The 24,580-nt window shown below is 43.7% G+C and carries 22 protein-coding genes and 4 tRNA genes; 11 read left to right on the top strand and 15 right to left on the bottom strand.

Features of this window, described 5'->3' with window-relative positions; all coding sequences use genetic code 11:
* Positions 1–35: 35 nt before the first annotated feature.
* Entirely contained in the window at positions 36–788 is a 753-nt protein-coding gene (ygfZ, locus tag HQR03_RS06220) for a CAF17-like 4Fe-4S cluster assembly/insertion protein YgfZ (RefSeq protein ID WP_025651853.1), read from the bottom strand.
* Positions 789–1,110: 322 nt separating this feature from the next.
* Between ygfZ and HQR03_RS06215 the strand changes: the two genes are divergently transcribed.
* Positions 1,111–1,464, top strand: coding sequence for a zinc ribbon domain-containing protein YjdM (locus tag HQR03_RS06215; RefSeq protein ID WP_217271551.1), 354 nt, complete (start codon positions 1,111–1,113; stop codon positions 1,462–1,464).
* On the opposite strand, the gene HQR03_RS06210 is transcribed toward HQR03_RS06215, so the two are convergent.
* Positions 1,461–3,533, bottom strand: coding sequence for an SWIM zinc finger family protein (locus tag HQR03_RS06210; RefSeq protein WP_173239554.1), 2,073 nt, complete (start codon positions 3,531–3,533; stop codon positions 1,461–1,463). The two genes, HQR03_RS06215 and HQR03_RS06210, sit on opposite strands and share 4 nt — an antisense overlap.
* A gap of 96 nt (positions 3,534–3,629) precedes the next feature.
* Positions 3,630–4,016, bottom strand: coding sequence for a hypothetical protein (locus tag HQR03_RS06205; protein ID WP_157824022.1), 387 nt, complete (start codon positions 4,014–4,016; stop codon positions 3,630–3,632).
* A gap of 293 nt (positions 4,017–4,309) precedes the next feature.
* Between HQR03_RS06205 and hemL the strand changes: the two genes are divergently transcribed.
* Both hemL and HQR03_RS06195 read left to right on the top strand, forming a co-directional pair.
* Positions 4,310–5,611: a glutamate-1-semialdehyde 2,1-aminomutase gene (hemL, locus tag HQR03_RS06200; RefSeq protein WP_173239553.1), complete on the top strand. Its 1,302-nt coding sequence runs from the start codon at positions 4,310–4,312 to the stop codon at positions 5,609–5,611.
* Between the two features lie 247 nt (positions 5,612–5,858).
* The gene (locus tag HQR03_RS06195; protein ID WP_173239552.1) at positions 5,859–7,613 is read left to right on the top strand and encodes an AMP-binding protein; all 1,755 of its coding nucleotides are present in this window, start codon (positions 5,859–5,861) and stop codon (positions 7,611–7,613) included.
* A gap of 88 nt (positions 7,614–7,701) precedes the next feature.
* On the opposite strand, the gene HQR03_RS06190 is transcribed toward HQR03_RS06195, so the two are convergent.
* Positions 7,702–8,034, bottom strand: coding sequence for an Mpo1-like protein (locus HQR03_RS06190; protein WP_227502370.1), 333 nt, complete (start codon positions 8,032–8,034; stop codon positions 7,702–7,704).
* Positions 8,035–8,467: 433 nt separating this feature from the next.
* Here HQR03_RS06190 and ppx point away from each other — a divergent pair, with 433 nt between their 5' ends.
* The 3 genes from ppx to tilS all read left to right on the top strand — a co-directional run bounded on the left by ppx (position 8,468) and on the right by tilS (position 12,940).
* Positions 8,468–9,994: an exopolyphosphatase gene (gene ppx / locus HQR03_RS06185; protein WP_173239551.1), complete on the top strand. Its 1,527-nt coding sequence runs from the start codon at positions 8,468–8,470 to the stop codon at positions 9,992–9,994.
* Between the two features lie 198 nt (positions 9,995–10,192).
* Entirely contained in the window at positions 10,193–10,996 is an 804-nt protein-coding gene (locus HQR03_RS06180) for an acetyl-CoA carboxylase carboxyltransferase subunit alpha (RefSeq protein WP_173239550.1), read from the top strand.
* 363 nt (positions 10,997–11,359) lie between these two features.
* Positions 11,360–12,940, top strand: coding sequence for a tRNA lysidine(34) synthetase TilS (tilS, locus tag HQR03_RS06175; protein WP_173239549.1), 1,581 nt, complete (start codon positions 11,360–11,362; stop codon positions 12,938–12,940).
* 33 nt (positions 12,941–12,973) lie between these two features.
* Here the strand turns inward: tilS and HQR03_RS06170 are convergent, their stop codons facing one another.
* Entirely contained in the window at positions 12,974–13,471 is a 498-nt protein-coding gene (locus HQR03_RS06170) for a GNAT family N-acetyltransferase (RefSeq protein ID WP_025651861.1), read from the bottom strand.
* A 227-nt stretch (positions 13,472–13,698) separates the two neighbouring features.
* Here HQR03_RS06170 and proC point away from each other — a divergent pair, with 227 nt between their 5' ends.
* Together proC and HQR03_RS06160 are read left to right on the top strand one after the other, a co-directional pair.
* A complete protein-coding gene (gene proC / locus HQR03_RS06165; RefSeq protein ID WP_173239548.1) occupies positions 13,699–14,529 on the top strand; it encodes a pyrroline-5-carboxylate reductase in 831 nt (276 codons plus the stop codon).
* 132 nt (positions 14,530–14,661) lie between these two features.
* The gene (locus HQR03_RS06160; protein WP_025651863.1) at positions 14,662–15,231 is read left to right on the top strand and encodes a YggT family protein; all 570 of its coding nucleotides are present in this window, start codon (positions 14,662–14,664) and stop codon (positions 15,229–15,231) included.
* 79 nt (positions 15,232–15,310) lie between these two features.
* On the opposite strand, the gene HQR03_RS06155 is transcribed toward HQR03_RS06160, so the two are convergent.
* Entirely contained in the window at positions 15,311–16,117 is an 807-nt protein-coding gene (locus tag HQR03_RS06155; protein ID WP_173239547.1) for a hydroxymethylpyrimidine/phosphomethylpyrimidine kinase, read from the bottom strand.
* 354 nt (positions 16,118–16,471) lie between these two features.
* On the opposite strand from HQR03_RS06155, the gene HQR03_RS06150 reads away from it, so the two are divergent.
* The 3 genes from HQR03_RS06150 to HQR03_RS06140 all read left to right on the top strand — a co-directional run bounded on the left by HQR03_RS06150 (position 16,472) and on the right by HQR03_RS06140 (position 17,776).
* Positions 16,472–16,561: transfer RNA gene (locus HQR03_RS06150), tRNA-Ser, on the top strand.
* A gap of 184 nt (positions 16,562–16,745) precedes the next feature.
* A tRNA-Arg gene (locus HQR03_RS06145) sits at positions 16,746–16,822 on the top strand.
* Between the two features lie 300 nt (positions 16,823–17,122).
* Positions 17,123–17,776, top strand: a complete 654-nt coding sequence (locus HQR03_RS06140) for an RDD family protein (protein ID WP_173239546.1) — start codon at positions 17,123–17,125, stop codon at positions 17,774–17,776.
* Positions 17,777–17,818: 42 nt separating this feature from the next.
* Here HQR03_RS06140 and HQR03_RS06135 read toward each other — a convergent pair whose 3' ends face one another.
* The 9 genes from HQR03_RS06135 to ispE all read right to left on the bottom strand — a co-directional run bounded on the left by HQR03_RS06135 (position 17,819) and on the right by ispE (position 24,507).
* On the bottom strand, positions 17,819–18,796 hold the full coding sequence (locus HQR03_RS06135; RefSeq protein ID WP_173239545.1) for a calcium/sodium antiporter: 978 nt from the start codon (positions 18,794–18,796) through the stop codon (positions 17,819–17,821).
* Positions 18,797–18,965: 169 nt separating this feature from the next.
* Positions 18,966–19,346: an aspartate 1-decarboxylase gene (gene panD, locus HQR03_RS06130; RefSeq protein ID WP_025651868.1), complete on the bottom strand. Its 381-nt coding sequence runs from the start codon at positions 19,344–19,346 to the stop codon at positions 18,966–18,968.
* Between the two features lie 159 nt (positions 19,347–19,505).
* Positions 19,506–20,087, bottom strand: coding sequence for an aminoacyl-tRNA hydrolase (gene pth, locus HQR03_RS06125; RefSeq protein ID WP_173239544.1), 582 nt, complete (start codon positions 20,085–20,087; stop codon positions 19,506–19,508).
* Positions 20,088–20,292: 205 nt separating this feature from the next.
* Positions 20,293–20,985 (bottom strand): 50S ribosomal protein L25/general stress protein Ctc, encoded by a 693-nt coding sequence (locus HQR03_RS06120; RefSeq protein ID WP_173239543.1) that lies wholly within the window; start codon positions 20,983–20,985, stop codon positions 20,293–20,295.
* A 331-nt stretch (positions 20,986–21,316) separates the two neighbouring features.
* Positions 21,317–22,264, bottom strand: a complete 948-nt coding sequence (locus HQR03_RS06115) for a ribose-phosphate pyrophosphokinase (protein WP_173239542.1) — start codon at positions 22,262–22,264, stop codon at positions 21,317–21,319.
* Positions 22,265–22,374: 110 nt separating this feature from the next.
* Positions 22,375–22,450 (bottom strand) — tRNA-Gln (locus HQR03_RS06110).
* 164 nt (positions 22,451–22,614) lie between these two features.
* A tRNA-Gln gene (locus HQR03_RS06105) sits at positions 22,615–22,690 on the bottom strand.
* Positions 22,691–22,862: 172 nt separating this feature from the next.
* Positions 22,863–23,441 (bottom strand): hypothetical protein, encoded by a 579-nt coding sequence (locus HQR03_RS06100; RefSeq protein WP_173239541.1) that lies wholly within the window; start codon positions 23,439–23,441, stop codon positions 22,863–22,865.
* Positions 23,442–23,550: 109 nt separating this feature from the next.
* Positions 23,551–24,507, bottom strand: a complete 957-nt coding sequence (gene ispE, locus HQR03_RS06095) for a 4-(cytidine 5'-diphospho)-2-C-methyl-D-erythritol kinase (protein WP_173239540.1) — start codon at positions 24,505–24,507, stop codon at positions 23,551–23,553.
* Positions 24,508–24,580: the final 73 nt, after the last annotated feature.

Genomic DNA, 24,580 nt, shown 5'->3' with positions numbered 1-24,580 from the left:
CTTTAAATAGTGCTTACTGTTTTGGTTATTTGGCGTTACTTTTGGCGCGCCACATCCGCTTGTAGTGCTGGCGGTAAGTCTAATATCGTAAGCTCGCTATCGGCCAAATGCTCAGGACGGGCAACCACTAATGCCTCAAAGCCTTCGGCAGTGGCAATCGCATTGACTATCTGAATTTTCTCTAGCTTGTCACCTGCGGCTGGCACGTCACCTATGCCGCTGACATAATGCAAAAATGCTTTTGGTGCTGCTTTAAAGTAAATGCGAGCGATGACTTCTTGACCAAGATAACAGCCTTTATCGTAGTCCATACCGCCGCGCTGATGCAGACGCAGCTCTTGTGGTTGAAACTGGGCCTGCGTTGCTGACACGATCCAATAATTGCCGTTTTCAATACTACACTGCATCCACGCTTGCGTATCTTCAGCATTATTATGATCATCCTTATGACTAAAAGTCGGCTCATCAGCGAGCACACAAGGATAAATCGGCGTTGGCGCGCTCGTATCGAACTTTGAAAAGGCACCAAACTTTTTTAAATGCGATTGTAGCGACTCTGCGCAATCCCCACTAACAACCACGTCGTAATGTTTCTCTGCTTGTTTTTTAATCCAAATGCCAAACTCAATACGACCTTTTAAATTGCTAAGCGCCGCTGCTTGATAGCTAAGCCCGAGCTTGGTGACATCACAAGTTAACTGACCCTGTAAGAATTTTTCGGCATCCTCGCCTTGAATGGTTAGTTGAGAAAATTGTGGCAGCGTTGAAGCGTTCGAAGTTTGAGTCATTGTTATTATCCTATTTATAAGCGTGCATGTATCAATATATGGTCACTAAAACGCAAGGGTTAAAGAGGGGTAGCGAAGTTTTTACCATTTGCAGACAAGATGGTCCAAAAGTCATTACGGCTAAAGAAGAGTACCACAAAAAACCCTGTGATAAAAAACGTCCTATCCAATCGCTAAGTTAAGGTATAAATAGGGCTGAGCACCCCATTTTCAAGTGCACAAATTGGTTAAAAGTAGCGAGTTACGATACAATGTGATATCTAGGCTGAGGTCTATGCTGGGTCTAGAATAAACCTAAATGATGATGGCTGCCGAGGAAATTATGAGCTTACCCAATTGCCCAAAATGTGATGCTGAATATACGTATGAAGATGGCGCGTTACTGGTATGTCCCATGTGCGCTCATGAATGGACGGTAGCGGAGACGGATGCAGCGCAAGCTGAAGACCAAGACGCGGTCATTCGTGATGCAGTTGGTAACGAGCTGCAAGATGGCGATGCTGTGACTGTCATCAAAGACTTAAAAGTCAAAGGCTCATCACTCGTCATCAAAGTAGGCACTAAGGCCAAAAGCATTCGCCTATTGCCAGATGCCACCGATGGTCATGATATCGACTGTAAATTGGATGGCTATGGCCCCATGAAGCTTAAGTCTTCCGTCGTTAAAAAAGCTTAGGGCGTGTCTAGTGTGTAGGATGTTTTAGACCAGCGTATGTTGCTAAGCTCGTCCAATAAGGCGGGTTTTCTGGGATGCTCACTGAACCTTGTTTGCCATTTATCAACTAATGGTTGCCACACCGCGATACCCGATGGCAAGTCATTTATCATACGCTGAATATCTTGTGCCAGCTCCTTATACGCTTTACGCCCATTTATACTCTCTATCATTTGTGTCCAGCGCTGGGCATAAAATGCGATGAGCCAAGGCGCATCTATATCAATAATCTGCGCTTGGTATTGTTTTAGCAGCTTGGCATTAGGATGGCATTTTAGCAAAGCGACCAAGGCTTCGGTCTGTTTTTCTAACCCATAAATCTGTGCTAGCATTTCAAGTTTAGAGTTTGTAACAATAAAAAGTGGTTTGGTTTGAGACTCACTCTTTTTTATCGACTGTTTTAGGCGCTCTTGTTCGGCACTGATAACTTGCTGCCATTCATCAGGCTGATAAGTCTCGCGCCATTGTTTATAGTAGGGCTCATCAATCATAGAGCCTCTATCAAAAGCTAAGGCTTTGCAATTTTGACGAATAATGGCTGTTGTATCTGCATCTACTGATAGATGATCTGTTTGTGTCAAAATGTCTACCAACTGCTTTTGCCACTCGGTAACGGTACCGGCATGACCATTTTCTTCTGCGATGGTAATGCCTTTATGGAGTAAGCTCAAGACAATATCTAACGCGCCCAAATCTAAAGCGCGCTTTATTAATAAGTGACGAATACTAGGCAAATAAGCAAATTCAGCCAATACGTCATTAACTTGCTCATTAGCAATATTTTGATTGACGAGCGATTTTTGGTTCTGTTCAGGGGCTTGTAAATGAGCCAGTAGTGCAATTTTAAGCATCACTAAACCCTCAAGCTGATGGTCGCCATATCTTGAGGATTTTTCCGTCTCGATATGCTCGTTTAAGAGTATCACTGCAGGGTACCAATCTTGCTTGGCAATATATAAATCAAAAGCCACACGCGCAGGCTGACAGTCCAACCCCGTTTCGTTGATATTACCAGCCCTTTGCCACTCATTAACTTGTTGCTGTACCTCTTGCAGCAACGCTTTATCTGCTAAGTCGATAGTATAAAAACTCAAAACATCGCGCCAACTGGGGCAGTAGTCTATGTCATAGTTGCGCTTACCTTTATTTTGGTCTTGAGCCAATCCAAATACTATGCGACCGAACTTGGCAAATCCTGTATAGAGTCCTTGACTGACATCAATCTCTGGATACTCTTCACTGATAGCGATTAATTGTTCAAGCCAGTATAAGATACAAGCGATTTGATATTGAGGTTGGTTGCCAAACTGTGCAAATAAGTGCTCAAACTTGGTGTTCTCTTCATCAAAGTCGCTTTCGTATTCATAGTCATAGTCGTAACTATCATGGCAGTTATAATATTTATTATCGATGTCTAAAATCGTATTGATTTGCCGACGCATGGAGGTTATGACTTTAGGGTCGCGCGTTACACTAATAGCACTACCGACATTGTCAGCAACACTAGCAGCAACCTTACTATCCTGATACGCGCTTGACCAAATGACTAGTTCATCTAACATATTAGGATGGTGTAACAGGCATTGCTGGATAAAGCCTCTAAGTGCTGGCATGTCCAGAGACTGTAGTAGCGCTTCACTGTCTATTATAGAGATGTCGTCTAACCCGCCATTTGCTATAATAGCGCTATTTTCTTTTATAAGCGCTTGACCGCTTTTAAGCAGCTCACGAATACATAACAGCGTGGCACCTAGATGCTTGCAATAATCGTCATAAGGACATGAGCAGTGCATCGCCTCAATGGCCATATCACCATCAGGCATTTGAGTAAGCTCTACTTGTACTCGATAGCGATCAGTACCATAGACAGTAGCTGACCACTGTTGCTGTTTGCCAGCAGCGATAGCATCGGCAGTTATTTTTTGTCCTATTAACTGCCTAACGCTGTTCGTATTTTTATAGTCAATACCACGCTCAATGATGATGGGTAAAAATAATCGCTCAAGCCGTGAGAGCTTACCTAGCGCCATCGTTATCTCCTCACTAATTTATCTATTGATTCGCTCAATTATAAACCGAATATAGCATTTAGTGAGTACTTGTAGTGAGTACTTGAAATACAGTGATTAACCAACAATTTTGCCAAACTTAAGCAGCCGTGAAGTGATTGAACCTTTGGTACGTTGATGCTGTTCAACTAAGTTAGCTATAGAATTACCCTCATCAAAAGCTGCTATAAGCTGCTGGTCTTCTTCGTCAGTCCAAGGCAAACCAGCATTAGCAGGCAGTTTGGCTTTGCGCTCATCGTATCTGATTCGACTTTCAAGCGCAGGGATAGTCGCTTGCAAAGCTCGTTGAATGTCGCTATTCAAGCATAAGCTACTGTTGGCTAAAGGTTCATCCGATAGTGGGTTAATGCCATCTATAAGCGCTTGGATAATGTTTATAGCTTCTTGATTATTCATTAGCGCAAGGGGCTGCGTGTTTGTAGTATCCTTATCTATAGTGTCCATGTTTGCTTACTCCGTTATCAACAAAAGTTTGTGGTGCTGTTTTACTATAGACTAAGTAGCAGTAATTTAGCAAAGTTAAATTCGATTACGATTTGCTACCTTTTTTTGATAAATACTACTTTTATTCACTACTTATAACTATTCATAACCACGAATATTTAGAATATCGCAGCAATTATTTATTGTGAAAATTGCCTGCTACTGTGTTTTTTCGTGAGTAAGATTTAAGAGCGACGCGATAATCGCTACAATGGGCTATCAATTTTAAACTCTAATAGCTAAAGGTAATAATTATGAGCACTAAAAATGAACAACTTTTTGCCCAAGCTCGCAAGCATATTCCCGGTGGCGTCAACTCGCCCGTCCGTGCCTTTGCAGGGGTCGGTGGTACGCCCATCTTCATGCACCGTGCCAATGGTAGCAAGATTTATGACACCGAAGACAATGCGTATATCGATTATGTCGGCTCGTGGGGTCCCATGATTTTGGGTCATGCGCATCCAAAAGTCATCGATGCGGTCAAAAAAGCGGCCGATGATGGTCTCAGCTTTGGTACGCCAACGCCGTTTGAAACGACGGTAGCTGATAAGATTTGCGAAATCGTTCCGAGCGTTGAGATGATTCGTATGACCAGCTCTGGCACAGAAGCGACCATGAGTGCGATTCGTTTAGCGCGCGGGTTTACTGAGCGAGACAAAATCGTCAAATTTGAAGGTTGTTACCATGGACATTCAGACAGCTTATTGGTAAAAGCAGGCTCAGGTATGCTTGATATCGGTGAGCCAACGTCAAAAGGCGTGCCAGCAGACTTCGCTAAGCACACGATTACGATTCCTTATAATGACCCACAAGCGATTAAAGATTGCTTTGAAAAATGGGGTGATGAAATTGCCTGCGTTATCTTGGAGCCGATCGCTGGCAATATGAATATGGTCATTCCGAGCCAAGAGTTTCATGATACCTTGCGTGCAGAGTGTACTGCCAACGGTTCAGTGCTTATCTTTGATGAAGTTATGACGGGCTTTCGTGTTGGACTTGGCGGTGCACAAGCGCATTTCGGTATCGACCCTGACCTAACTTGCTTTGGTAAAATTATCGGTGCAGGCTTGCCCGTTGGCGCTTTCGGTGGTAAAAAAGACATTATGTCGTGTATTGCGCCACTCGGCGGTGTCTATCAAGCCGGCACATTATCAGGCAACCCACTGGCGATGCGTGCCGGTATTGCTATGTTTGAAGACTTAACGGCAGACGGGTTTTATGATGAATTAGCAGCGAAAGTAGACCATCTAGTTGATGGTTTCCAAGCAGCTGCGGACAAACATGGCATTAATATGCGTACCAATAAATTGGGCGGCATGTTTGGCATGTTCTTTGTCAAAGACAGTGCAACCGAAACGCCAAAGAATTTTGATGATGTGACAGAGTGCGATATGACCGTGTTTAATACCTTCTTTCACGGTATGCTCGATCGCGGTATTTATCTGGCACCCTCTGCTTATGAGGCGGGTTTTATGTCTATCAAACATAGCGAAGCAGACATTGAAGCGTCAATCAAAGCCGCTGATGAGATATTTGCAGAAATGGCCAAAGCATAATCTAAATATTCATCGTTTTAAAAACTCAAAGTTTTAAATTTTAAAAATAAAAACCAGCTACTGTGCTGGTTTTTTTTGTGACAAAATTTTAGCGAGTCTTATGGGTGTTTGCAATTAACTTTGAGTGCTGATCATCGTAAAAAATGGTTGGCAGCCAAAAGATACTGTCATTATCCTATATATAAAACAGACAGTAAGCTGTGCTATTCTAAAACCAACGATAATGACTGAGCAAGGACGCGACCTAATGAGTAATAGCTTTGAAAATAACTCGCCTAGCGCCACGGTTCCTCCATTGTGGCAAGCCGCCTATGAGCAATATGGACTAAAAAATAACTTGGATGTGTTAGAAGGTAAGCACAATCTGCTGGATTTACTACAACCAAAAATTGAGCAGCATAGTGAGTCGGTGGCTTTTAGTATGGGAGCAGCCACAGTAACCTTTGCCCAACTAGATATTGCTAGCCGCCGTTTTGCTGCCTTTCTACAAGCAGAAAATATCGAAAAAGGGGCACGAATTGCCGTACAGCTGCCAAATATATTGCAGTACGCGGTGGCATTGCTCGGTTGTCTACGGGCAGGCGCGGTATTGGTCAATGTCAATCCGATGTATACCCATTATGAATTGGCGCATCAGCTGACTGACTCTCAAGCCTGCGGATTGATCGTCCTTGATGGGATGACAGCCGCTTACGATCAGCTCGATGAAGAGGTAAAAGCGCAATTATCCTTGGTCGTACATTGTTCCGTAGACCCCAATGCCGAACCTGCCGATAACGATATCGCCTTACTGACGCGCATCGACCAGACAGCAAACACAACTAATAGCCAAGCCAACAGTGTTCGCACAACCACAGACGATAGCGCTACAAACAGTACTTCAGCACAGGGTGTCAGCTTTGCCCACATTATGAGTGCATGCCACGCTGAGCAATATAAGCCCGTTACTATCACGCGCGAAGATTTAGCCTTGTTACAGTATACGGGCGGCACGACTGGCAAGCCAAAAGGCGCGATGCTCACACACTATAATGTGATGGCCAATGTCAGTCAGTGTTATGCGATGTTTGGCAGTGCGATTGAAACAGGTCGCAGTGAGCAGATTAAAATACTCAATCCGCTACCGCTGTACCATATTTTCTCATTCACCGTTTGTGGTCTGCTCGGCATCTATGGTGGTTGGGAAGACATACTGGTCACCAACCCGCGTGATATTGGTGGGCTGGTCAAGACCATCGAGCAGCATCGTCCGCATGTCATTCCGTCGGTCAATACCTTATTCATTGGGATGCTGCATCATCCAAAATTTGCTAGCCTTGATTTTAGTCGCTTGGCCTTATCTATCGGGGGCGGCACCGCGATTATCAAAGCAGTGTCTGATCAATGGCAACAAGTCACTGGCATGATTATCAACGAAGGTTATGGCATGTCGGAGACCGCGCCAGTTATCTCTTTTAACCCACCAGGTATAGATGGTTTTAATGGTAGCGTCGGTCTACCGCTCGCTATGATGGATATCAAAATCATAGACGACAATGGCTCAGCATGTGCTATCGGAACGCGGGGAGAAGTCGGTATCAAAGGGCCACAAGTAATGCAGGGTTATTGGCGCCAAGACAATAGCGATACCTTTACTAATGATGGCTACTTTAAATCAGGTGATATTGGGCTACTGAATAAACAGGGCTTTTTGACCCTCGTTGATCGTAAGAAAGACATGATATTGGTGTCAGGCTTTAACGTGTATCCTAACGAAGTAGAAGCAGCGTTGACTGAGCATCCAAAAGTGCTCGAGGTGGCGGTCATCGGAATTGAAGATGCGCATAGCGGTGAAGTACCCAAAGCTTTTGTAGTAAAAAAAGATTCGAGCTTAACGGCTGAGGAGCTGGCAGCCTTTGCCAGTGAACGTATGACTGGCTATAAACGCCCGCAGTCCTACGAGTTTATCGATGAGTTGCCTAAGACAGCAGTCGGTAAAATATTGCGTAAATCCTTACGCTAAATCAGCGTTTTATTAAAGCTAAAAAACGGGTCTGCTATTTTAGCAGCCCAGTTTTTATATTTTCTCTATAACAATCATCTGCCTAGCTTTAGCGCGCTTTATCAAACTTGCGATCTTTTAAACTTACATTACCGCGTAGCACGTCGCTATACATACGAAAATCGCTGGCAAAGCTTTTTAGCGGAAATTTAAAAGAGGCGGGCTTGTTTTTCTCAAAAAAGAAATGCCCGACCCAAGCACAAGCGTAGCCTGCAGCGATGCCTTTGAGTAATGGTTTTGGCGAACGGGTTTTGACCGACTTTGCCAAGCCTAATAAGCCAAAACTACTGCCTGCAAAATGCAGTCGTCGGCATGCCATATTTTGATGTTCATCCAAATAAAAATCATAAAAGTTTGGCTTCGTTGGACTGACCGTCTTCATGATGTCTTTTTTGGCCGTGCCGATAGTAGCAGCGTCGGTATATTTCGTAGTGTTTTGTGTGGCAACTTGATTCATTTTTAGCTTCCTTGCTAATCGTCTATCGAAAACAGGCATTAGGGCAAATCATTGAGAGATTTTTTAATTCATTAAAACTTATGCTTGATAAGTAAGTGTTTGTTCTTTATTACAATATTCATGATTTTTAATGTAGCAAATCGCCATGAGTAACACAAGCGTCAAGTGTGGGCTACTTGTCTGTGTTGTCATCGGGTACTAGCCAAGGTTGCGTCTTACTTGCCACTATTTGGCATAAATGCTTTAATGGCAAAACTCGCTGTGTTTCGCTCAGTGAGCTGTGTTTTTTATCTATCCGTTTTCTTATTTTTCAGCAAATATCCTATCCTTTTTATCTAACACGGTAACGATATATCCTATGCCTAATAACTACCTAGCAAACCCACCGATCGCCGATGATGAAATGATGGCAGCCATTGATATTGGTTCCAACAGCTTTCATTTAGCCATTGCCCGTCTTGACCACGGTGAGGTACGAAAAGTGGTTTCGATGTCCGAAAAGGTGCAGTTGGCAGCAGGATTGGATGAGAATAATATATTGGGCGCGGCGGCTGAACAGCGAGGACTTGAATGTCTAAGTCGGTTTGTGGCGCGTCTTGATTCAGTACCACCTGAGCGTATTCGTGTGGTGGCGACCAATGCCTTGCGCCAAGCTAAGAATGCCAATGACTTTATCACTCGGGCCAATAAAATCTTACCCAAGCCGATCGAAATCATCGCTGGACGAGAAGAGGCGCGTCTAATTTATTTGGGCGTCTCGCACACCAACGCCAGTAGCGATAAGCGTTTGGTCATCGATATCGGCGGTGGCTCGACCGAGTTCATCATTGGTCAAGAGTTCGATCCGCTATTGACCGAAAGTTTACAGATGGGCTGTGTTGCCTTTACCAAAAAATATTTTGATGACGGGCAAATTACCAAAGAAGCGTTTAACAATGCGATATCAGGCGCGCGCAAAGAAGTATTAGCGATTAATGGTCGCTACCAAAAAACCGGTTGGAGTAGTGTGGTTGGCTCTAGTGGCACGATTAAGGCGGTGCGTAACGTCCTCGTCTCTAAAGGCTGGGCGGATGAGCAAGAACGCATTACTTATAAAGGCGTCAAAAAACTAGAAAAATTATTGATTAAGATTGGCAATGTCAATGACATTGAATTAGAAGGCGTCAAGGAGCATCGTAAAGCCGTCTTCCCCGCAGGCGTGGCGGTGCTACGGGCGGTGATGAAGGTGCTGGGCATTGAGACCATTGTTTACTCAGATGGCGCGCTACGCGAAGGCGTTATGTATGACATGTTGGGGCGCTTTGCCAGTGAAGACGTGCGTGACCGTAGTGTGCTGGCACTTATTAAACGCTACTCAGGCGATAAAAAACAAGCCAAACAAGTAGTAAGAACCAGTCGCAATTTGTTTGAACAGGTGAAGGCGAAGCTATCACTCAGTAGCGACGATGGCGATTTGCTCAGGCGGGCAGCGTTTTTGCATGAAATAGGCCTAGCCATTAGCCACAGTAGCTACCACAAGCACAGCGCATATTTACTTGAACATTCTGATATTCCTGGGTTTTCACAAGTCGATCAAAAGCGTATGGCGCAGCTGATGCTCAATCATCGCCGCAAGCTCAAATCGGATATGTTAGAGCAGACTGGTACTATTGGCGGTGATTCGCTGGTGTATTTATGCTTATTGTTACGGTTAGCCGTACTCGCGCATCACAGCCGTAGCGATAACGAACTACCAACGTTGCAGCTTCAAGTCGTTGATACCAACTGTTGGCAAATCACAGTGACGGATAACAATGAGCATTATGCGTTCTTATTATCAGATTTACATAATGAGGTGGAGCAGTTTGCCAAGTGGGGTGTGACGTTAACTGTGCTTGAGGCATAAGTGCTGAGCGCTAGCATTGAGTCGTTACTATTGTGATGAGTAAGCTACAGATTAACGTAACAAAAGCGGCTTTGTCAGTAATGTCATGGCATTTAAGATGTGCTACTATAGCTCCTACTGAGTTTACAACTGTACTTTTATTATCTACAAACCGATAACGATGCTATTGTTAAATATAATTATTAAAGGGAAAGGTCTATGAGCACTGTCTGGGATAGTGTGCAGCTTGCACGGCACGCCAAGCGTCCATTATTTATGGACTATGTTAATCAGCTGTTTACCGAATTTGATGAATTGCATGGCGATCGTGCGTTTGCCGATGACAAAGCGATTCTGGGTGGCCTTGCGCGCTTTGACGGTATGCCAGTGATGGTTATCGGTCAGCATCGAGGTCGCAGCACGCGCGAGCGTATCGCCCATAACTTTGGTATGGCCAATCCTGAAGGCTATCGCAAAGTCATTCGCTTGGTAAAGATGGCGGAACGTTTTAATATTCCGGTGATGACCTTTGTTGATACCCAAGGCGCCTATCCGGGTATTGGTGCCGAAGAGCGCGGGCAGGCGCAAGCCATTGCTGAGAGTATTGCGGTTTTTTCTAGCCTAAAAGTGCCGATTATCGTGACCATTATCGGTGAAGGTGGCTCAGGTGGCGCGTTAGCGATTGGCGTTGGGGATAAGGTCAATATGCTACAGAATAGCATTTACTCAGTTATTTCTCCGGAAGGCTGTGCCTCTATCCTGTGGAAAACAGCCGAAAAAGCGCAGGATGCCAGTGAAGCCTTAAAATTAAATGCCATTAATCTCTATCAAATGGGCTTAATTGATGCAGTGATTGATGAAGGCGAGGGCGCTCATATTCAGCCACAACCAGTCATGACGGCTTTGAAAGCGCTGATTGCTGAGCAGTTAGATGAGATTAAGGATTTGGATGCGCAGGAGCGTTGTGAGCTGCGTTATGAGAAGCTAAAAACCTTTAACTCGGAGGTAATGTTGCCTGCTTAATAGGCTAACATTGTGCTTTTTTAGATTTGGCTTGTTTAGAGTAAGGTCAATTTATTATTGAGCACCTATTCAGTATTTAACGCTCAGCTTTTGATATTAGATAGTTATCCTTAATGTTAAAACAAAAAATGCTAAAATAAAAACGTGTCATTTTATGGCGCGTTTTTTTGTGCCAACAAACTTCTGCATTAATAACGTATATATAGTCAGTGAAAAGTAATATCGAACCATCATGCGCTGCTGATATCAATTTTTCTTGCTTGCCGTGCCTGCGCAGACAGAGGCGATAAAAAATTGATATCAGCAATACCGTCGCGTTTTTAGGATATTTTAACCATAACAACTTAATAGATAAGATGAATTATGACCAGTAGTGCAATCCTCCAATATACTATTGAGCCAATAGCTGAGCTGCCAATTGACACTCATTTGGCTGAGGCGTTATTGAGCAGTTTGGCTAATTATGCTGAACAGCTACATGGTCACCGTCTTTGGCTGGCTTGTAGTGGTGGTCGCGATTCCTTGGCATTAGCGGCGTTATGTGTGCAGCTCTATCGACACGGTAAATTGCCATTTTTGCCGCAATTACTGCATGTTAATCATGGTCTACAAGTGGACAGTGGCATCTGGGCGAAGCATGTGGCGAAATGGGCGGAGGCTCAAGAGATACCTTGTCGGATTTTATCAGCGCAAGTAGACGGTCATGATGAGCAAGCCGCTAGGCAAGCGCGCTATGACGTTATGCGAGCGCAACTCAATCAAGACGATGTGTTGCTCTTAGCGCATCATGCCGATGACCAAGCAGAAACGGTACTGATGCGGTTGATTCAAGGCGCTGGGGTGAATGGCTTGTCGGGTATGCAGCCATGGCATCTACAGACGCAAGGTAGGCGGCGAAATATATTGTGGCGACCTTGGCTGACCGTCCAGCGTACCAGTATTAGTGCCTATGCTCAGCGTCTGAAATTGCCCTATATCGACGACCCGACCAATGACGCTGGCGACAATGTACGTAGCGGATTACGTCGAGACATTATGCCAGTATTAGCAAAATATAACCCCAACGTCATTGATAACATTGCTCGTAGTGCGCAGCTACTAAGTGACGCGCAAGCGACGGTCAGCGCTCAAGCAGAACAAGACATGCAGCAAACGGCTATTACCTCGTTACAACTGCCACCTGCACAGCGAGTGCTAGATATCGACGAGCTGCAGAAACTACCACTTTACCGGCAGCGCCAATTACTGCACTGTTGGCTAGCTCAAGATGAGCCATTACCGCCGGCTAAGCAGTTAGTTGATGAGGTACTAAACCTAGTTGAGCGTAATGATAATGATCACCAAACGGCACTTTTTTGGCAAGGTCGCACACAGTCTTATAGCATTCGGCGCTACCGCCAGCAGCTTTATCGGCTGAGCAATGAGTGGCTGACATGGCTGAATATGCCGCTTGATGAACAAACTCAACCGTTAGCGCCAGCCAATTTATCTAGCAATATTAGCACTGGCGTATTTGATGATAATTTGGTATCGATTTGTTTACGAACGAGTGCTGATTTTACATGGCAGTTGCAGATATTACCTCAGGTATTGGCACAGTTATTAGACAATACAAAAGGTGAGCATGCGTTACAGACAGTAGTGAAGCCAGTATTTAATATAAGAGCATTAGATCGCAAGCAGCGTGTGCAAACGGCATTGGCGTCGCGTCCGCAATCCGGTAAAAAGCTGTATCAAACCTTGGGTATCCCTTCATGGATGCGTGAGAGTTTAATGGTTATTAGTGCAGTGTGCACTTATGATGAAGAATTGCCATTATTGCTAGTATCACCGTTTGAAAGTTGGGTGTTAGGGACTGATAAGTCATCAACAGCCATTAGAAATGATAGTAGTATTTTAGACAGTGCTATCGGAAGTGTTCTAAGTGTAAATAATTTTTTGTGATAAATTTTACTCATTCTGAGTTAAGAAGTTAGATTATTTTTTTCTTACCATTTTGATATCTGTAATTTTAGTACCTTCGTAGCATTCTTCACTATTATCTCCAGTATAGACAAAACCGAATTTTTTATAAAAATCGATAGCTGCTGTATTAGATTCTAGTACCCATAAATAAAAGTGGGTATTGATATTAGACTCTAAGATGTCTTGCAACGACGTCTTCATTAACTCAGTTCCTATACCTAGCCTCTGATATTCTGGTAAAACATACAAAGTCGTAATTTCATAGCTATTATTTTTATTAAAATATCCAATAAATCCTAAGCTTTTATGGTTAGTATCATGTGCTACCCACACAACGACATCGTGATGAACGATTAACGCTTGCCACATTTCTGTTTTTTCGAATAGGTTGTTTTTGTTGCTAATATAAGACTCTGGTAGCAAACCTAAGTAGGCGGCACCCCAACTCTCAAAGTGCATGTTAGCAATATCTGTAAAGTCGTCTAGATTGCCTCTACGCACAAAATACATCGTTTACTCCAAAAAACTTAAAAATAGTTTGAAAATGACATTTCTCAATTTACTAACTAAGCTATGAAAGAGTCTGTGATAATTTAGTAGTTGAATAGGATTTTAGGCTAATAATGAGCTCGGGAATTTATCAAACGGTCGTAGTAGCAGTATGGTAAACTGAGTGTCATTTTAAATACCATTATGTTACTTTGATTGCCTTTGAAATTTTTGAGTAGGAGACACACATGTCAGTATTAGATAATAAGAAAATCAGTTTTGTCGGTGGCGGAAATATGGCGCAGGCCTTGATTAGCGGTCTTGTAAGCTGCGGCATTAAGCCCAGTCTGATTACCGTGGCTGATCCTAGCGGCGACGCGCGCGAGCAACTAGCCGCTAAGGGATTAAACACTGTAGATCCAACCGCTAATCCAACCGCCGCTATTACCGATGCTGATATTGTCGTACTGGCAGTAAAACCGCAAGTGATGAAACCAGTCGTCAGCGCTTTTGCAGATGTATTGGACAAGCAGCTAGTGATTTCGGTGGCAGCTGGCTTGTCGACGGATATTTTGTCTGGCATGCTAGGCGGCTATCGCAATATCGTGCGCGCAATGCCAAATACACCTGCCATGATTCAGATGGGGGCGACGGGCCTTTATGGTACGGATGATATCTCTACTGAACAAAAGCAATTAGCCACTGCAGTAATGGAAGCCTCTGGTCTGGTCATGTGGGTTGGTGACGAAGAGCATATGCACGCGGTAACGGCAGTTTCAGGCTCAGCACCAGCCTATGTATTTTATTTTATTGAATCGATGGTTGATGGTGCAGTCGCCTTAGGGTTGGATAAAGAGCAAGCCTCAGCATTGGCCATGCAAACCATGTTGGGCGCTGCAAAAATGGCAATGGATAGCGATGATGTACCTGCCGAGTTACGCCGCAAAGTTACTTCACCGAACGGTACGACTCAAGCCGCTATTGAGTCGATGCAAGCCAATGAGATTGGTCGTCAAATCGGCGAAGCCATGCAAGCCTGTTATGATCGTAGTCAAGCGCTTAGCGAAGAGATGAAGTAATACCAATAGCCAGCAGATACAACCAGCCACTTTGTGAGTGGCTGTCATCATAAATGGTTAATACTGGTCTCGATTATTCGTCTTTTATTACTTTTATTGTTATTAGCGTACAAGCCCATTGAGTAGCACTTCATGAACAACCTGTTATTTCAAATTTTTGATTTGGTCACCACTTTCGCTATGATGTTGGTGTTTATCCGTTTTATGCTGCAGTTTGCAGGGATGGATGCCAGCAATCCGATGATTGCACCGGCTTACAAGGCGACTCATATCGTCGATGTGTTTGGGCGTATTTTTCCTACTGTTGCGCACGGTCGCATCAGTATTGCCGCGATTGTGTTGATGTTTTTGATTCGTCTGATTGATATCTCTGGAAAAGCCGCGTTGACCCACAAAGGCATCGCGCCTGTGCCGCTATTTTTTACAGGTACCATAAGTTTAGTATTAGACTTTTTACGCATGTGTCGCTATTTAGTGATCGGTTCTATTATTGTGAGCTGGATTGTCGTGTTTACTAAATCTGAGCATCCTATTATTGGTATCATCATTAATTTGGCTGAGCCGATTTTAGCGCCTTTTCGCCGCATCACGCCAAACTTAGGCATGATTGATTTATCACCGATGGTTGCATTTTTTGCCTTTTATTTGCTTGAGATATTTATCGGTGGTTTGGCATCGAGCTTTATGCCAATGTTGGGCTAATAAAGTAAAGACAGAAAAGTAAGAACAGAGTCAAAAAAAGACGCTCTATTAATACAGAGCGTCTTTTTTTATTTATCGTTTATAGATTATTCTGAAAGTCTATAAAACGGTTGGGTATCAGTTGGGCTTCTGCATTCTCAGGGTGCGGTGCATCGGCGGCGCGCAAGGTTTGAGTAATCCAGTTATCGGCTGCCTTGACGGCATCAATGAGCGCGTCGCCTATTGCTAGACGTCCAGCGATAAAGCTAGCCAGCGAGCAGCCAGAGCCATGGAATTCGCCTTCTAAGCGCGGTAAGGTGCTTTGATGCACCATCTCACCTTCTATATACAGATACTGCTCGATATCACCGCTATTAAAGTCGTGTGAGGTTTTGACCAATATCGCATGAGATCCTTGTGCGCATAGTTTTTGCGCACCAATATGCAAGTCTTGCTCGCCGCTCAGAGCGCGTAACTCATGAGTATTAGGCGTAATTAAAGTGGCATAGGGCAGTAGCTGTTTGAAAGCTGCTACTAAAGTTGCCTCATCGCCCAAACTACCGCCACTATTAGCAACCAATACTGGATCAAGTACAAAAGAGGTATTTTTTTTAATAACTTTATTAGCAAATAATCTAGTCATCATTTTTATATTATCAGTAGTGCCGAGCATGCCCGATTTGATAACCTTTACTGGCAAGTCTTCGAGTACTGCCATCGCTTGATTTCTGACTAGTTCAGCGCTACAAGCCTCAAAGCCGAAGACCTGCTGCGAGTTTTGGATGGTGACCGCCGTGCAAGCAATCGCCGCATGAGCGCCTGCTTGACCAATGGCTTCGATATCTGCTTGTAGTCCAGCACCGCCGGAGGGATCTAATCCTGAAAAACACAATACCACTGGTCGCATAACCCTTCCTTTTATTGCTAAGATGAATAACAAATACTATAGCCATCCACCACCAAAAAAGCCATAGCAGCTTCAGATGTCGCGCTATGCTATGTCTGTTAAAACTATTTATTAGATACACCGTTTTTTTACGAATAGTAAGGCTGGCCGCCTAAAAAAGCGTAGAAAACCTGTTTAATAGCTCTAAAATTCATAATTATGGCAAAAGCGTGATTAAAACTGTAGACAGTGCTTGCAATTCGTTTTGGCTTTGCTATAATACTCGCCCACGACATAAGACGTATTGTTAGCATCGATACTGTGTTTAAAGAAGTGTTTTTTCAAAAATACTTTGATAAGTGTCTTAAATCGTTAGGTGAAGTGGGTGAGTGGCTGAAACCAGTTCCCTGCTAAGGAACCATACGTGTAAGCGTATCGAGGGTTCGAATCCCTCCTTCACCGCCATTTATTCAGTTGTTAGTAGAGTAATAACGCAGAGATTGGCGTTAATTGTTTTTTTAGTATTTGGTTCAAAAATAATTTGAATTTAACTAATAAAGATATTGACACAAGCGATATTATCTATATAATAACCAACCTAATTTGCTGTAATTGTTGTTAACAATGCAGTAGATGATGTGCAAAGTACGCGCTTGTAGCTCAGTTGGATAGAGCACTTGGCTACGAACTAAGGGGTCGGGAGTTCGAATCTCTCCAAGCGCACCATTTGCATACTAGTTTATTTTTTCATGTAATAAGTAAGCTAACAGAAAATCTAAATCAATCGCCTGTCTTATGACAATTTGGCGATTTTTTTATGTATGTAGCTTTTATCTCTATAGTTTTTATCTCTATAGCTTCTATAAGTCTTCTATTTATAAAACGACTGTCTTACTTGCCATCTTCCTTCTACATTTGAATAGACAGTCTTTTGCATCTGACGTCTTCTCACATCATAATGTACGATAGGCGCTTGAATTACGGTACAATGAGCGCTCTATTTTTCGCTTGTTATGGGCTTGTATCATGTCAAAAACGTCGTCAAAAGCGGCTACTAAAGCCAAATTATCACCAAAAACCCCAAAGCCTCATATCTCTGAAGCCGAAGAACCGACGATTGCCAAACCTGGTACGCGTATGGCGGCTATTCTTTATGACGGTATGTTGGTTCTAGCGTTGTTATTTTTGGTAGGCACCATACTGACGGTGATTGGCACATTATTGACTATGGACACCGGCACGCAATCACAAGAGGCCAAATCACTGCCGACATGGTATCAAAACTTTATTATGACTCCGTCTTTTATACTGACGTTAGTGGGCTTCTATGGTCTGTTTTGGCGTCGTAGTGGTCAAACACTAGGGATGCAAACGTGGCGCCTAAAGACGGTCAACAATGGCGGTCATTTGCTAACGTGGGGTCAGTCTTTTAAGCGTATTTTAGCGGCTAGTCTTATGCCGCTTATATTTGGCATTATTGGTAGTGTCATCGGTGGCACTCGCGCTATTTTATTAACCAGTGCTTTATTGGGCTTCGTCTTTAATTATGCTTTTTGCCTGTTTAATCGTCGCGGACTCGCGGTACAAGATATGCTATCGAATACCATTACCTTAAAAATGCCAAAAACCGAGAATGAAAGTTTATGGCGGGTCATTAGAAACCGCAAGCAAGGAAAATAAACCGCACTATCATCGCCATAGTCTGTCAACACACGTTAAGCGTTACATGTTGGCTGTCTGCATCAGCCATAAAGTATAGCCGACGAAAAACATGACTAAGGTCGCGCCAGATATACGACCAAATGGACGCTTGCTCATAAAGGCAAAGACGCACAGTACCACGAGTAATAGAGTGATCAAGCCCATCGCTAAAATATCACGCGACAAGATAATCGGATTGGCAGTGATAGGGGCGATGAGGGCGGCCAGACCAACGACGCCTAAGGTATTAAAGATATTAGAGCCAATAATATTGCCCAGCGCCATGTCATGCTCACCTTTACGCGCTGCTGATAAGCTGGCAACCAGTTCGGGCAATGAGGTACCAACTGCCACGATGGTTAAGCCAATAATCAGCTCGCTCAAGCCCCAAAATGTTGCCAACTCTACTGCACCCCAGACGATGGCTTGCGAGCTTGCTACCAGCATTGACAGACCAATGAATAAACTACCCAAACCCCGCATTAAACTCGGTGCATTATGATCAGCATCGATGACCTCTTTAGTCTCATCTGCGTTATCTGAATTGCCGTCGCGTAAGCTCAGTACAATTTGAACCCCTAAGACAATGACCAGCATTGCCAATAGCACTAGCCCGTCATTTAAGCTCAGCAGCCCGTCACGTAGCTGCCATGCTGCCAATGCGGTAATCGCTACCAGTATCGGCAAATCGCGCCTGATGATGCCTTTATGAATGATGATGGGGCTAATCAGTACCGTTGCCCCCAATACCAAGGCTATATTGATAATATTTGAACCATAAGCGTTACCTAGCGCCAGCTCGGGACTGCCTTCTAAGGCAGCAAGTAACGACACTACCATCTCAGGTGCCGACGTGCCCAATCCTAAAATAATCACCCCAATCAAAAAACTTGGCACGCGTAACTTTATAGCCAGAGCAGTTGCCCCATCAATAAAAATATCGGCACTCCATACCAAAATGGCTAAACCGATTAATACTGCAATAACTGCCAACCACATTAGTAGGTTTCCTTGTGACTCGTAAATGGATAAAAAAACGTAAAAAAAGCTGAATCCTATATAGATTCAGCTTCCTTATCGAACACAATTTTTTATAAACTTAACAGCAGCGTCTCGCCGTTAACAACTAAGCTACCACAGCTAAGTTACAAAACGAAAGTTACTACAACTAAGCCACTTGTACTGGAATGATATTCGCTGTGTCTTTGACCGTATTGTCTTCGTTGCAATAGACCAGTTTTGGCTGATAAGTTTCGGCTTCCACTTCATCAAAATGCGCATAGGCACAGATAATGACGATGTCACCTAAGTCGGCCATATGAGCGGCGGCACCATTTAACGAAATAATACCAGAGCCTGCTTCAGCACGGATAGCATAGGTGCGAAAGCGCTTGCCATTGGTCACATTATAGATATCGATAGATTCGTTTTCACGTAAACCAGCCAGATCTAGTAAATCACCATCGATACCACACGAGCCTTCATAATGAAGCTCGGCATGGGTAACACGGGCACGGTGTAACTTGCATTTAAGCATATTAAGTAGCATAGGTTGCTTCCTTAGCGTAACTGATATTAATGAGCGTGACTGCTATTAAAAACTATCATTAGAAAAATGAGATATCAACTGACTTATTAATTAACCAAATCAAGAGGTTAATGGGGACAATATCGCCAAAATAAAAGGCGCTGTTATTCATTCGACCTATTATTCTGGACCTTTGAAACTATTAATCTGAGAGCGAGCTTTTTCAATATCACCACTTAACAGCAGGGGCAAAGCTTCAAACGCGGCGCTCAAGGCGCTATCAATGGCAATTTGCTCATCGGGGGAAGCTTTTGATAGGACGTGTCCGCTGACTTTAGACTTGTGTCCCGGATGCCCAATACCCACGCGCAGGCGATGAAAGTCGTTGCCAATATGCGGCGTAATATCGCGCAAACCGTTATGACCACCATGTCCGCCATCGGTTTTGAGCTTGATGCTGCCCGCTGGAATATCGAGCTCATCATGGGCAATCAGCAACTCATCATTTTGGATGCCATAAAAGTTGACCATAGGCACCACTGACTGACCGGATTTATTCATAAAGGTCAGTGGCATCAATAGCCGCACGTCATGCCCATGAATTTGTCCGCGTCCTGTTACCCCGTGGAATTTTTTGTCAAGGGCGAGCGTGATGTTGAACTGCTGCGCCAAATGATGGACGAACCAAAACCCTGCATTATGACGCGTAAACATATACTGCTGACCGGGATTACCAAGACCGACAATAAGTTTTATGGCCATAAAAACCCCTTTCTTAGCTGTAATAAATGAGTGATAAGGTTTGAAAAGTAAGACGACTCTATAATATTTAGGCTACACAATAGTTGTCCTACTTTTCAAACCTTACTTACAAAAACAGCAGGAGATATTTATCACCTGCTGCTTTCTAACTAAACAAACCTTTATCTACGTAGCATACGATAAGTCACTACATAGCGATTGTTTACTATTCGTCGTCTTTCTTGTCTTCAGTTTCGCCTTCAGCATCTTGCTCAGTGGCTGGAACGTCAGCTGCATCCACTTCTTCAGCGTCTTCGTCAACTTCTTCAACCGTTGGTGGCTGCATGTTAACGATCGTGCGATCATGACCGTCTTCTAGTTCAAGTTCATGAATAACAACACCTTCAGGAAGTTTGATGTCTGATAAACGGAACAAATCACCGATTTCCATACCAGATACGTCTACTTCTAGGTATTCAGGTAGCTGTGATGGTAGGCAGATGATTTCGATATCAGATACTAGCGTTGATAGTACACCAGCAGCAGCAGTACCCGGCGCATCTTCACGACCAGTGAAATGCACAGGAACATTCATGTGGATTTTTTGACCTTTCACAATACGCTGGAAGTCAGCATGCATTGGGAAACCTTTAGCTGGATGGCGCTGTAGGTCTTTGATAACCACTTGATGCTCATCGCCTTTATCAGTAGTGATGGTCAAAATTTGTGAAAAGAAGGCTTCATATTCAAGCGACTTTACTAGCTCGTTGATTTTGATAGAGATAGCCATTGGCTCTTCATTGCCACCATAAATGATAGCTGGAACTAGGTTCTGCTTACGTAGGCGGCGGCTCGCACCTTTACCTTGTAGTTCAGCAGCACGATCAATGGCGTTTAGTTCAAAATGATTAATGCTCATGGATATAATCCTATAGAGAGTATGTGAGGTATCTACCAGAGAGAATAGACTTGCGACCAGTCTACCACTGGACAATCGATACTTTAGAAAGTATCAATCATGTCGCTACCTATAAAGTATCTAAAAATAATAGAGGTTAGCTAATGATGTATACAGGCGCGCATTATACGTGCTTTTGTAGCAATAATAAAGACCTACGTCAAATGCCTAAACAAAAAACAACGCCAAGTGGGGACACTTGACGTTGTTTTTTAGTATTCAAATAGACTTTTATAACGACTATGGCGCTCAAAGGCTAAAACAATCGCTGAGCAACCATTCAAACATCAGATTAGGCGTCAAACATCGCGCTGATAGATTCTTCGTTATTGATGCGGCGTAAGCTCTCAGCCAACATCGGGGCGATACTTACTTGACGGATTTTGCTACAGGCTTGAGCCGCAGGTGACAATGGAATGGTGTCAGTCACAACCACTTCATCCAATGCCGACTCGCTGATGTTTTTCAGTGCATTACCCGATAGGACAGGGTGGGTGATGTAAGCCAATACGCGACGGGCGCCGTTTTCTTTTAGGGCTTCAGCCGCTTTACAGAGCGTACCTGCCGTATCGACCATATCATCAACGATGACGCAATCACGGTCACGAACATCACCGATGATGTGCATGACTTGTGATTCATTGGCACGGGCACGGCGCTTATCGATAATCGCCATGTCAGTGTCGCCTAATTGCTTGGCCATCGCACGGGCACGAACCACACCACCAACGTCAGGTGAAACCACCATGATGTTATCGTAGTCTTGCTTTTGTAAATCGTTCAAAAGTACAGGCGTGCCGTAGATGTTATCGACTGGGATATCAAAGAAACCCTGAATCTGATCTGAGTGCAAATCAACGGTCATGACGCGGTCGATGCTAACGATGTTTAGCATGTCAGCGACGACTTTAGCAGAGATAGGTACACGAGCTGAACGAGGACGACGGTCTTGGCGCGCATAACCAAAGTATGGCATGACAGCTGTGATACGACCGGCACTAGAACGACGCAAGGCATCGGCCATCATCATGATTTCCATCAAGTTGTCATTGGTCGGTGCACAGGTAGGCTGCATGATAAACACGTCTTTACCGCGCACGTGCTCTTTGATTTCCACAGCAATTTCGCCATCAGAAAAACGCGTGATGTCAGCTTTACCAAGAGGGATGTGTAGGTGGTCGGCGACGGTTTTCGCTAATTCAGGATGGGCGTTGCCCGTAAAAATTGCCAAATAAGGCATGACTGAAGTCCTATTGATTGACTCAAGCAGCGACCGCTAAGCAGTGTCTAACTGCCCAAATATAGAAAAGAGTGGTGAAACTAATTGAAGACTACTATTACAGTAAAAAATGGCAGGGGTAGCTGGACTCGAACCAACGGATGTCAGGATCAAAACCTGATGCCTTACCAACTTGGCTATACCCCTGTAATGTCTAGGTAGTACGAGCGCTGAATGCTAATAAAACATTAGACTAGCGTCGTTACCTATTAACCGTCTAAGACGGCGTTCCCTAGCGGTGTTCATTGCGAACTATACCGAAATTGGGAAGGTGTTGTCAATTGCTATAAAGCAGCAATCCGAACTAAAAATGGCAGGGGTAGCTGGACTCGAACCAACGGATGTCAGGATCAAAACCTGATGCCTTACCAACTTGGCTATACCCCTATTGAGGCGACCTATTATAAGTAAATTTTCAGATTTTGCAAGTCATTTGCGGCTTTTTATGGCATTTATTCGAAACTAAGTGAATTATCTTGAGTTGCATAACTACTATTGTAGTGAATAGAGGTTTCTTATTAAGTTTGTCAATCGTAAGCTGGTGTTGTGTGATTTTCTTTTAGACGAGAGGATTGACCACTCTACCACTCATAAATATTGCAGGTTCCGTCAAACAAGCTGTATTCTCTGGGTCTTCGATGACAATATCCCCTTTTCGTAAATAGTAACTGCCTATATGCTCTCTAATTATACCGCTAGTGACAACCTCCTCACCGAGTTTGGCTTTGGTTCCATTTAGAGAAATGGCTTGTTCATTCTCAAAAAGAATTGCTCTATCGGGATAAAAAATAGGGCTAAGATACTCATTGTTATTTTTGACAAAGTATAAGCAGTTGTTTTTGATAACGTATTTACCTTTGAAAATAAAATTGATCTCGCGCATTGATAGCGTAGCAGCATAAGTGAATAGTTCAGTAGGCGAGCTGACTTTGGAATCCTGCTGAGAAACCTCTATATTTTGAGGGCTGTCTTTTACTTTTACGTCTAGCTGTTGTGGCAAAGTTATTGTATCGAATAAGCGATTCGCATTAGATTCATCGTGAGATTTAGATAATAATGCACATCCAGTCAAACTTGATGATAAGCAAATAAAAACTGTGGCGGTTATTAGACTCTTATTTAGATATGAATGGTTCATATTAATACCAACTTATTTGAGAGTTTGAATAGGGTATGCCTAGCGCACCATTTTTAGCCATCCGTGTCCATTTTGTACGCTGTTCGCAGCCCATCTTTTTAATAATACCCTATAAACTCTTCACCACATGGCCCGCACAAGGCGCCTCGTCAACCCACTTTTCCAAAAGCTTTTCATCACTGGCAACACTTGCATCCAATGGCAAAAACACCGCGCTACCAGAGCCAGTCATGCGTGCTGTGGCCAACGCCGCTTTTTCTAGACCATGCAAATACTGTAACGCCTTATCGACAGCAGGGGCGAGGCTCGTCACTACTGGAGTGAATACATTTTGATAAGGTTTATTTAAATGTTGATCATAATCATTGAACTGATTTTTGATGGTCTCAATCGATAGTGGGCCGATATCACGACGCAATTTAGAGTGCGCAAACAGTTCAGCCGTATTGACATGCGCATCAGGCGTCAATACTAAATACTGCTGCTCAGGCAAATCAATGGCTGTCAGTTCTTCACCAATACCCATGGCAATGGCGTCTTGACCAAAGATAAATATGGGTACATCTGCGCCAATCGTAGCACCGATTTTTATCAGCTCATCTTGAGTAAAGTTAAGCTGCCAAATCTCGTTTAAAGCCAATAAGGTAGTGGCAGCATTGGAAGAGCCACCGCCTAAGCCTGCGCCCATCGGTAAATGCTTGTCTAAGATGATTTGTATTGGCGAAAGCTGGCTAGGTAGTTTGTACGATGCTATGGCTGCCTTTAATAGGGCGCGTGCGGCCTTAAAGATTAGATTGTCTTCTATGCTCGTAGTTATCGCTTCTGCGCCTGTTAATACTAACACCTGACTACATAGCGTATCAATGTCTAAAGAGCCATCAGTAGTGATCACTTCATCTGTGGCTGAAAAATGCAGATAATCGCCCCAATCAACCAGACGAAAAACCGTTTGCAGATTGTGATAACCATCGGCACGCTTACCGGTGATGTGCAAAAATAAATTAATCTTTGCCGGAGATAAGCGAGTGATGGTAGTAGTGGATGACGCAGGCAATTTTTTAATCATAGTGGTTAATCGTAATTCTCAGTCATCGTGAGGATTCATGGCTCTTCATGACAGACGCGGGTGTTGGTATGCA

Origin of the sequence: Psychrobacter okhotskensis (assembly GCF_013248965.1) — a bacterium.
Taxonomy (GTDB): domain Bacteria; phylum Pseudomonadota; class Gammaproteobacteria; order Pseudomonadales; family Moraxellaceae; genus Psychrobacter; species Psychrobacter okhotskensis.
This window is presented reverse-complemented; position numbering and strand designations above follow the sequence as displayed.

Bases quoted from the DNA above. Each gene is read 5' to 3' on its own strand.
- HQR03_RS06135 (WP_173239545.1), bottom strand. From the start codon at position 18,796: ATGTGGTTGGCAGTTATTGCAGTATTAATCGGTTTAGCCATTTTGGTA.
- tilS (WP_173239549.1), top strand. From the start codon at position 11,360: ATGACCAGTAGTGCAATCCTCCAATATACTATTGAGCCAATAGCTGAG.
- hemL (WP_173239553.1), top strand. From the start codon at position 4,310: ATGAGCACTAAAAATGAACAACTTTTTGCCCAAGCTCGCAAGCATATT.
- panD (WP_025651868.1), bottom strand. From the start codon at position 19,346: ATGCTACTTAATATGCTTAAATGCAAGTTACACCGTGCCCGTGTTACC.
- HQR03_RS06215 (WP_217271551.1), top strand. From the start codon at position 1,111: ATGAGCTTACCCAATTGCCCAAAATGTGATGCTGAATATACGTATGAA.
- HQR03_RS06115 (WP_173239542.1), bottom strand. From the start codon at position 22,264: ATGCCTTATTTGGCAATTTTTACGGGCAACGCCCATCCTGAATTAGCG.
- HQR03_RS06195 (WP_173239552.1), top strand. From the start codon at position 5,859: ATGAGTAATAGCTTTGAAAATAACTCGCCTAGCGCCACGGTTCCTCCA.
- HQR03_RS06170 (WP_025651861.1), bottom strand. From the start codon at position 13,471: ATGTATTTTGTGCGTAGAGGCAATCTAGACGACTTTACAGATATTGCT.
- HQR03_RS06160 (WP_025651863.1), top strand. From the start codon at position 14,662: ATGAACAACCTGTTATTTCAAATTTTTGATTTGGTCACCACTTTCGCT.
- HQR03_RS06205 (WP_157824022.1), bottom strand. From the start codon at position 4,016: ATGGACACTATAGATAAGGATACTACAAACACGCAGCCCCTTGCGCTA.
- proC (WP_173239548.1), top strand. From the start codon at position 13,699: ATGTCAGTATTAGATAATAAGAAAATCAGTTTTGTCGGTGGCGGAAAT.
- ygfZ (WP_025651853.1), bottom strand. From the start codon at position 788: ATGACTCAAACTTCGAACGCTTCAACGCTGCCACAATTTTCTCAACTA.
- HQR03_RS06210 (WP_173239554.1), bottom strand. From the start codon at position 3,533: ATGGCGCTAGGTAAGCTCTCACGGCTTGAGCGATTATTTTTACCCATC.
- HQR03_RS06155 (WP_173239547.1), bottom strand. From the start codon at position 16,117: ATGCGACCAGTGGTATTGTGTTTTTCAGGATTAGATCCCTCCGGCGGT.
- HQR03_RS06180 (WP_173239550.1), top strand. From the start codon at position 10,193: ATGAGCACTGTCTGGGATAGTGTGCAGCTTGCACGGCACGCCAAGCGT.
- pth (WP_173239544.1), bottom strand. From the start codon at position 20,087: ATGGCCATAAAACTTATTGTCGGTCTTGGTAATCCCGGTCAGCAGTAT.
- ispE (WP_173239540.1), bottom strand. From the start codon at position 24,507: ATGATTAAAAAATTGCCTGCGTCATCCACTACTACCATCACTCGCTTA.
- HQR03_RS06140 (WP_173239546.1), top strand. From the start codon at position 17,123: ATGTCAAAAACGTCGTCAAAAGCGGCTACTAAAGCCAAATTATCACCA.
- HQR03_RS06100 (WP_173239541.1), bottom strand. From the start codon at position 23,441: ATGAACCATTCATATCTAAATAAGAGTCTAATAACCGCCACAGTTTTT.
- ppx (WP_173239551.1), top strand. From the start codon at position 8,468: ATGCCTAATAACTACCTAGCAAACCCACCGATCGCCGATGATGAAATG.
- HQR03_RS06120 (WP_173239543.1), bottom strand. From the start codon at position 20,985: ATGAGCATTAATCATTTTGAACTAAACGCCATTGATCGTGCTGCTGAA.
- HQR03_RS06190 (WP_227502370.1), bottom strand. From the start codon at position 8,034: ATGAAGACGGTCAGTCCAACGAAGCCAAACTTTTATGATTTTTATTTG.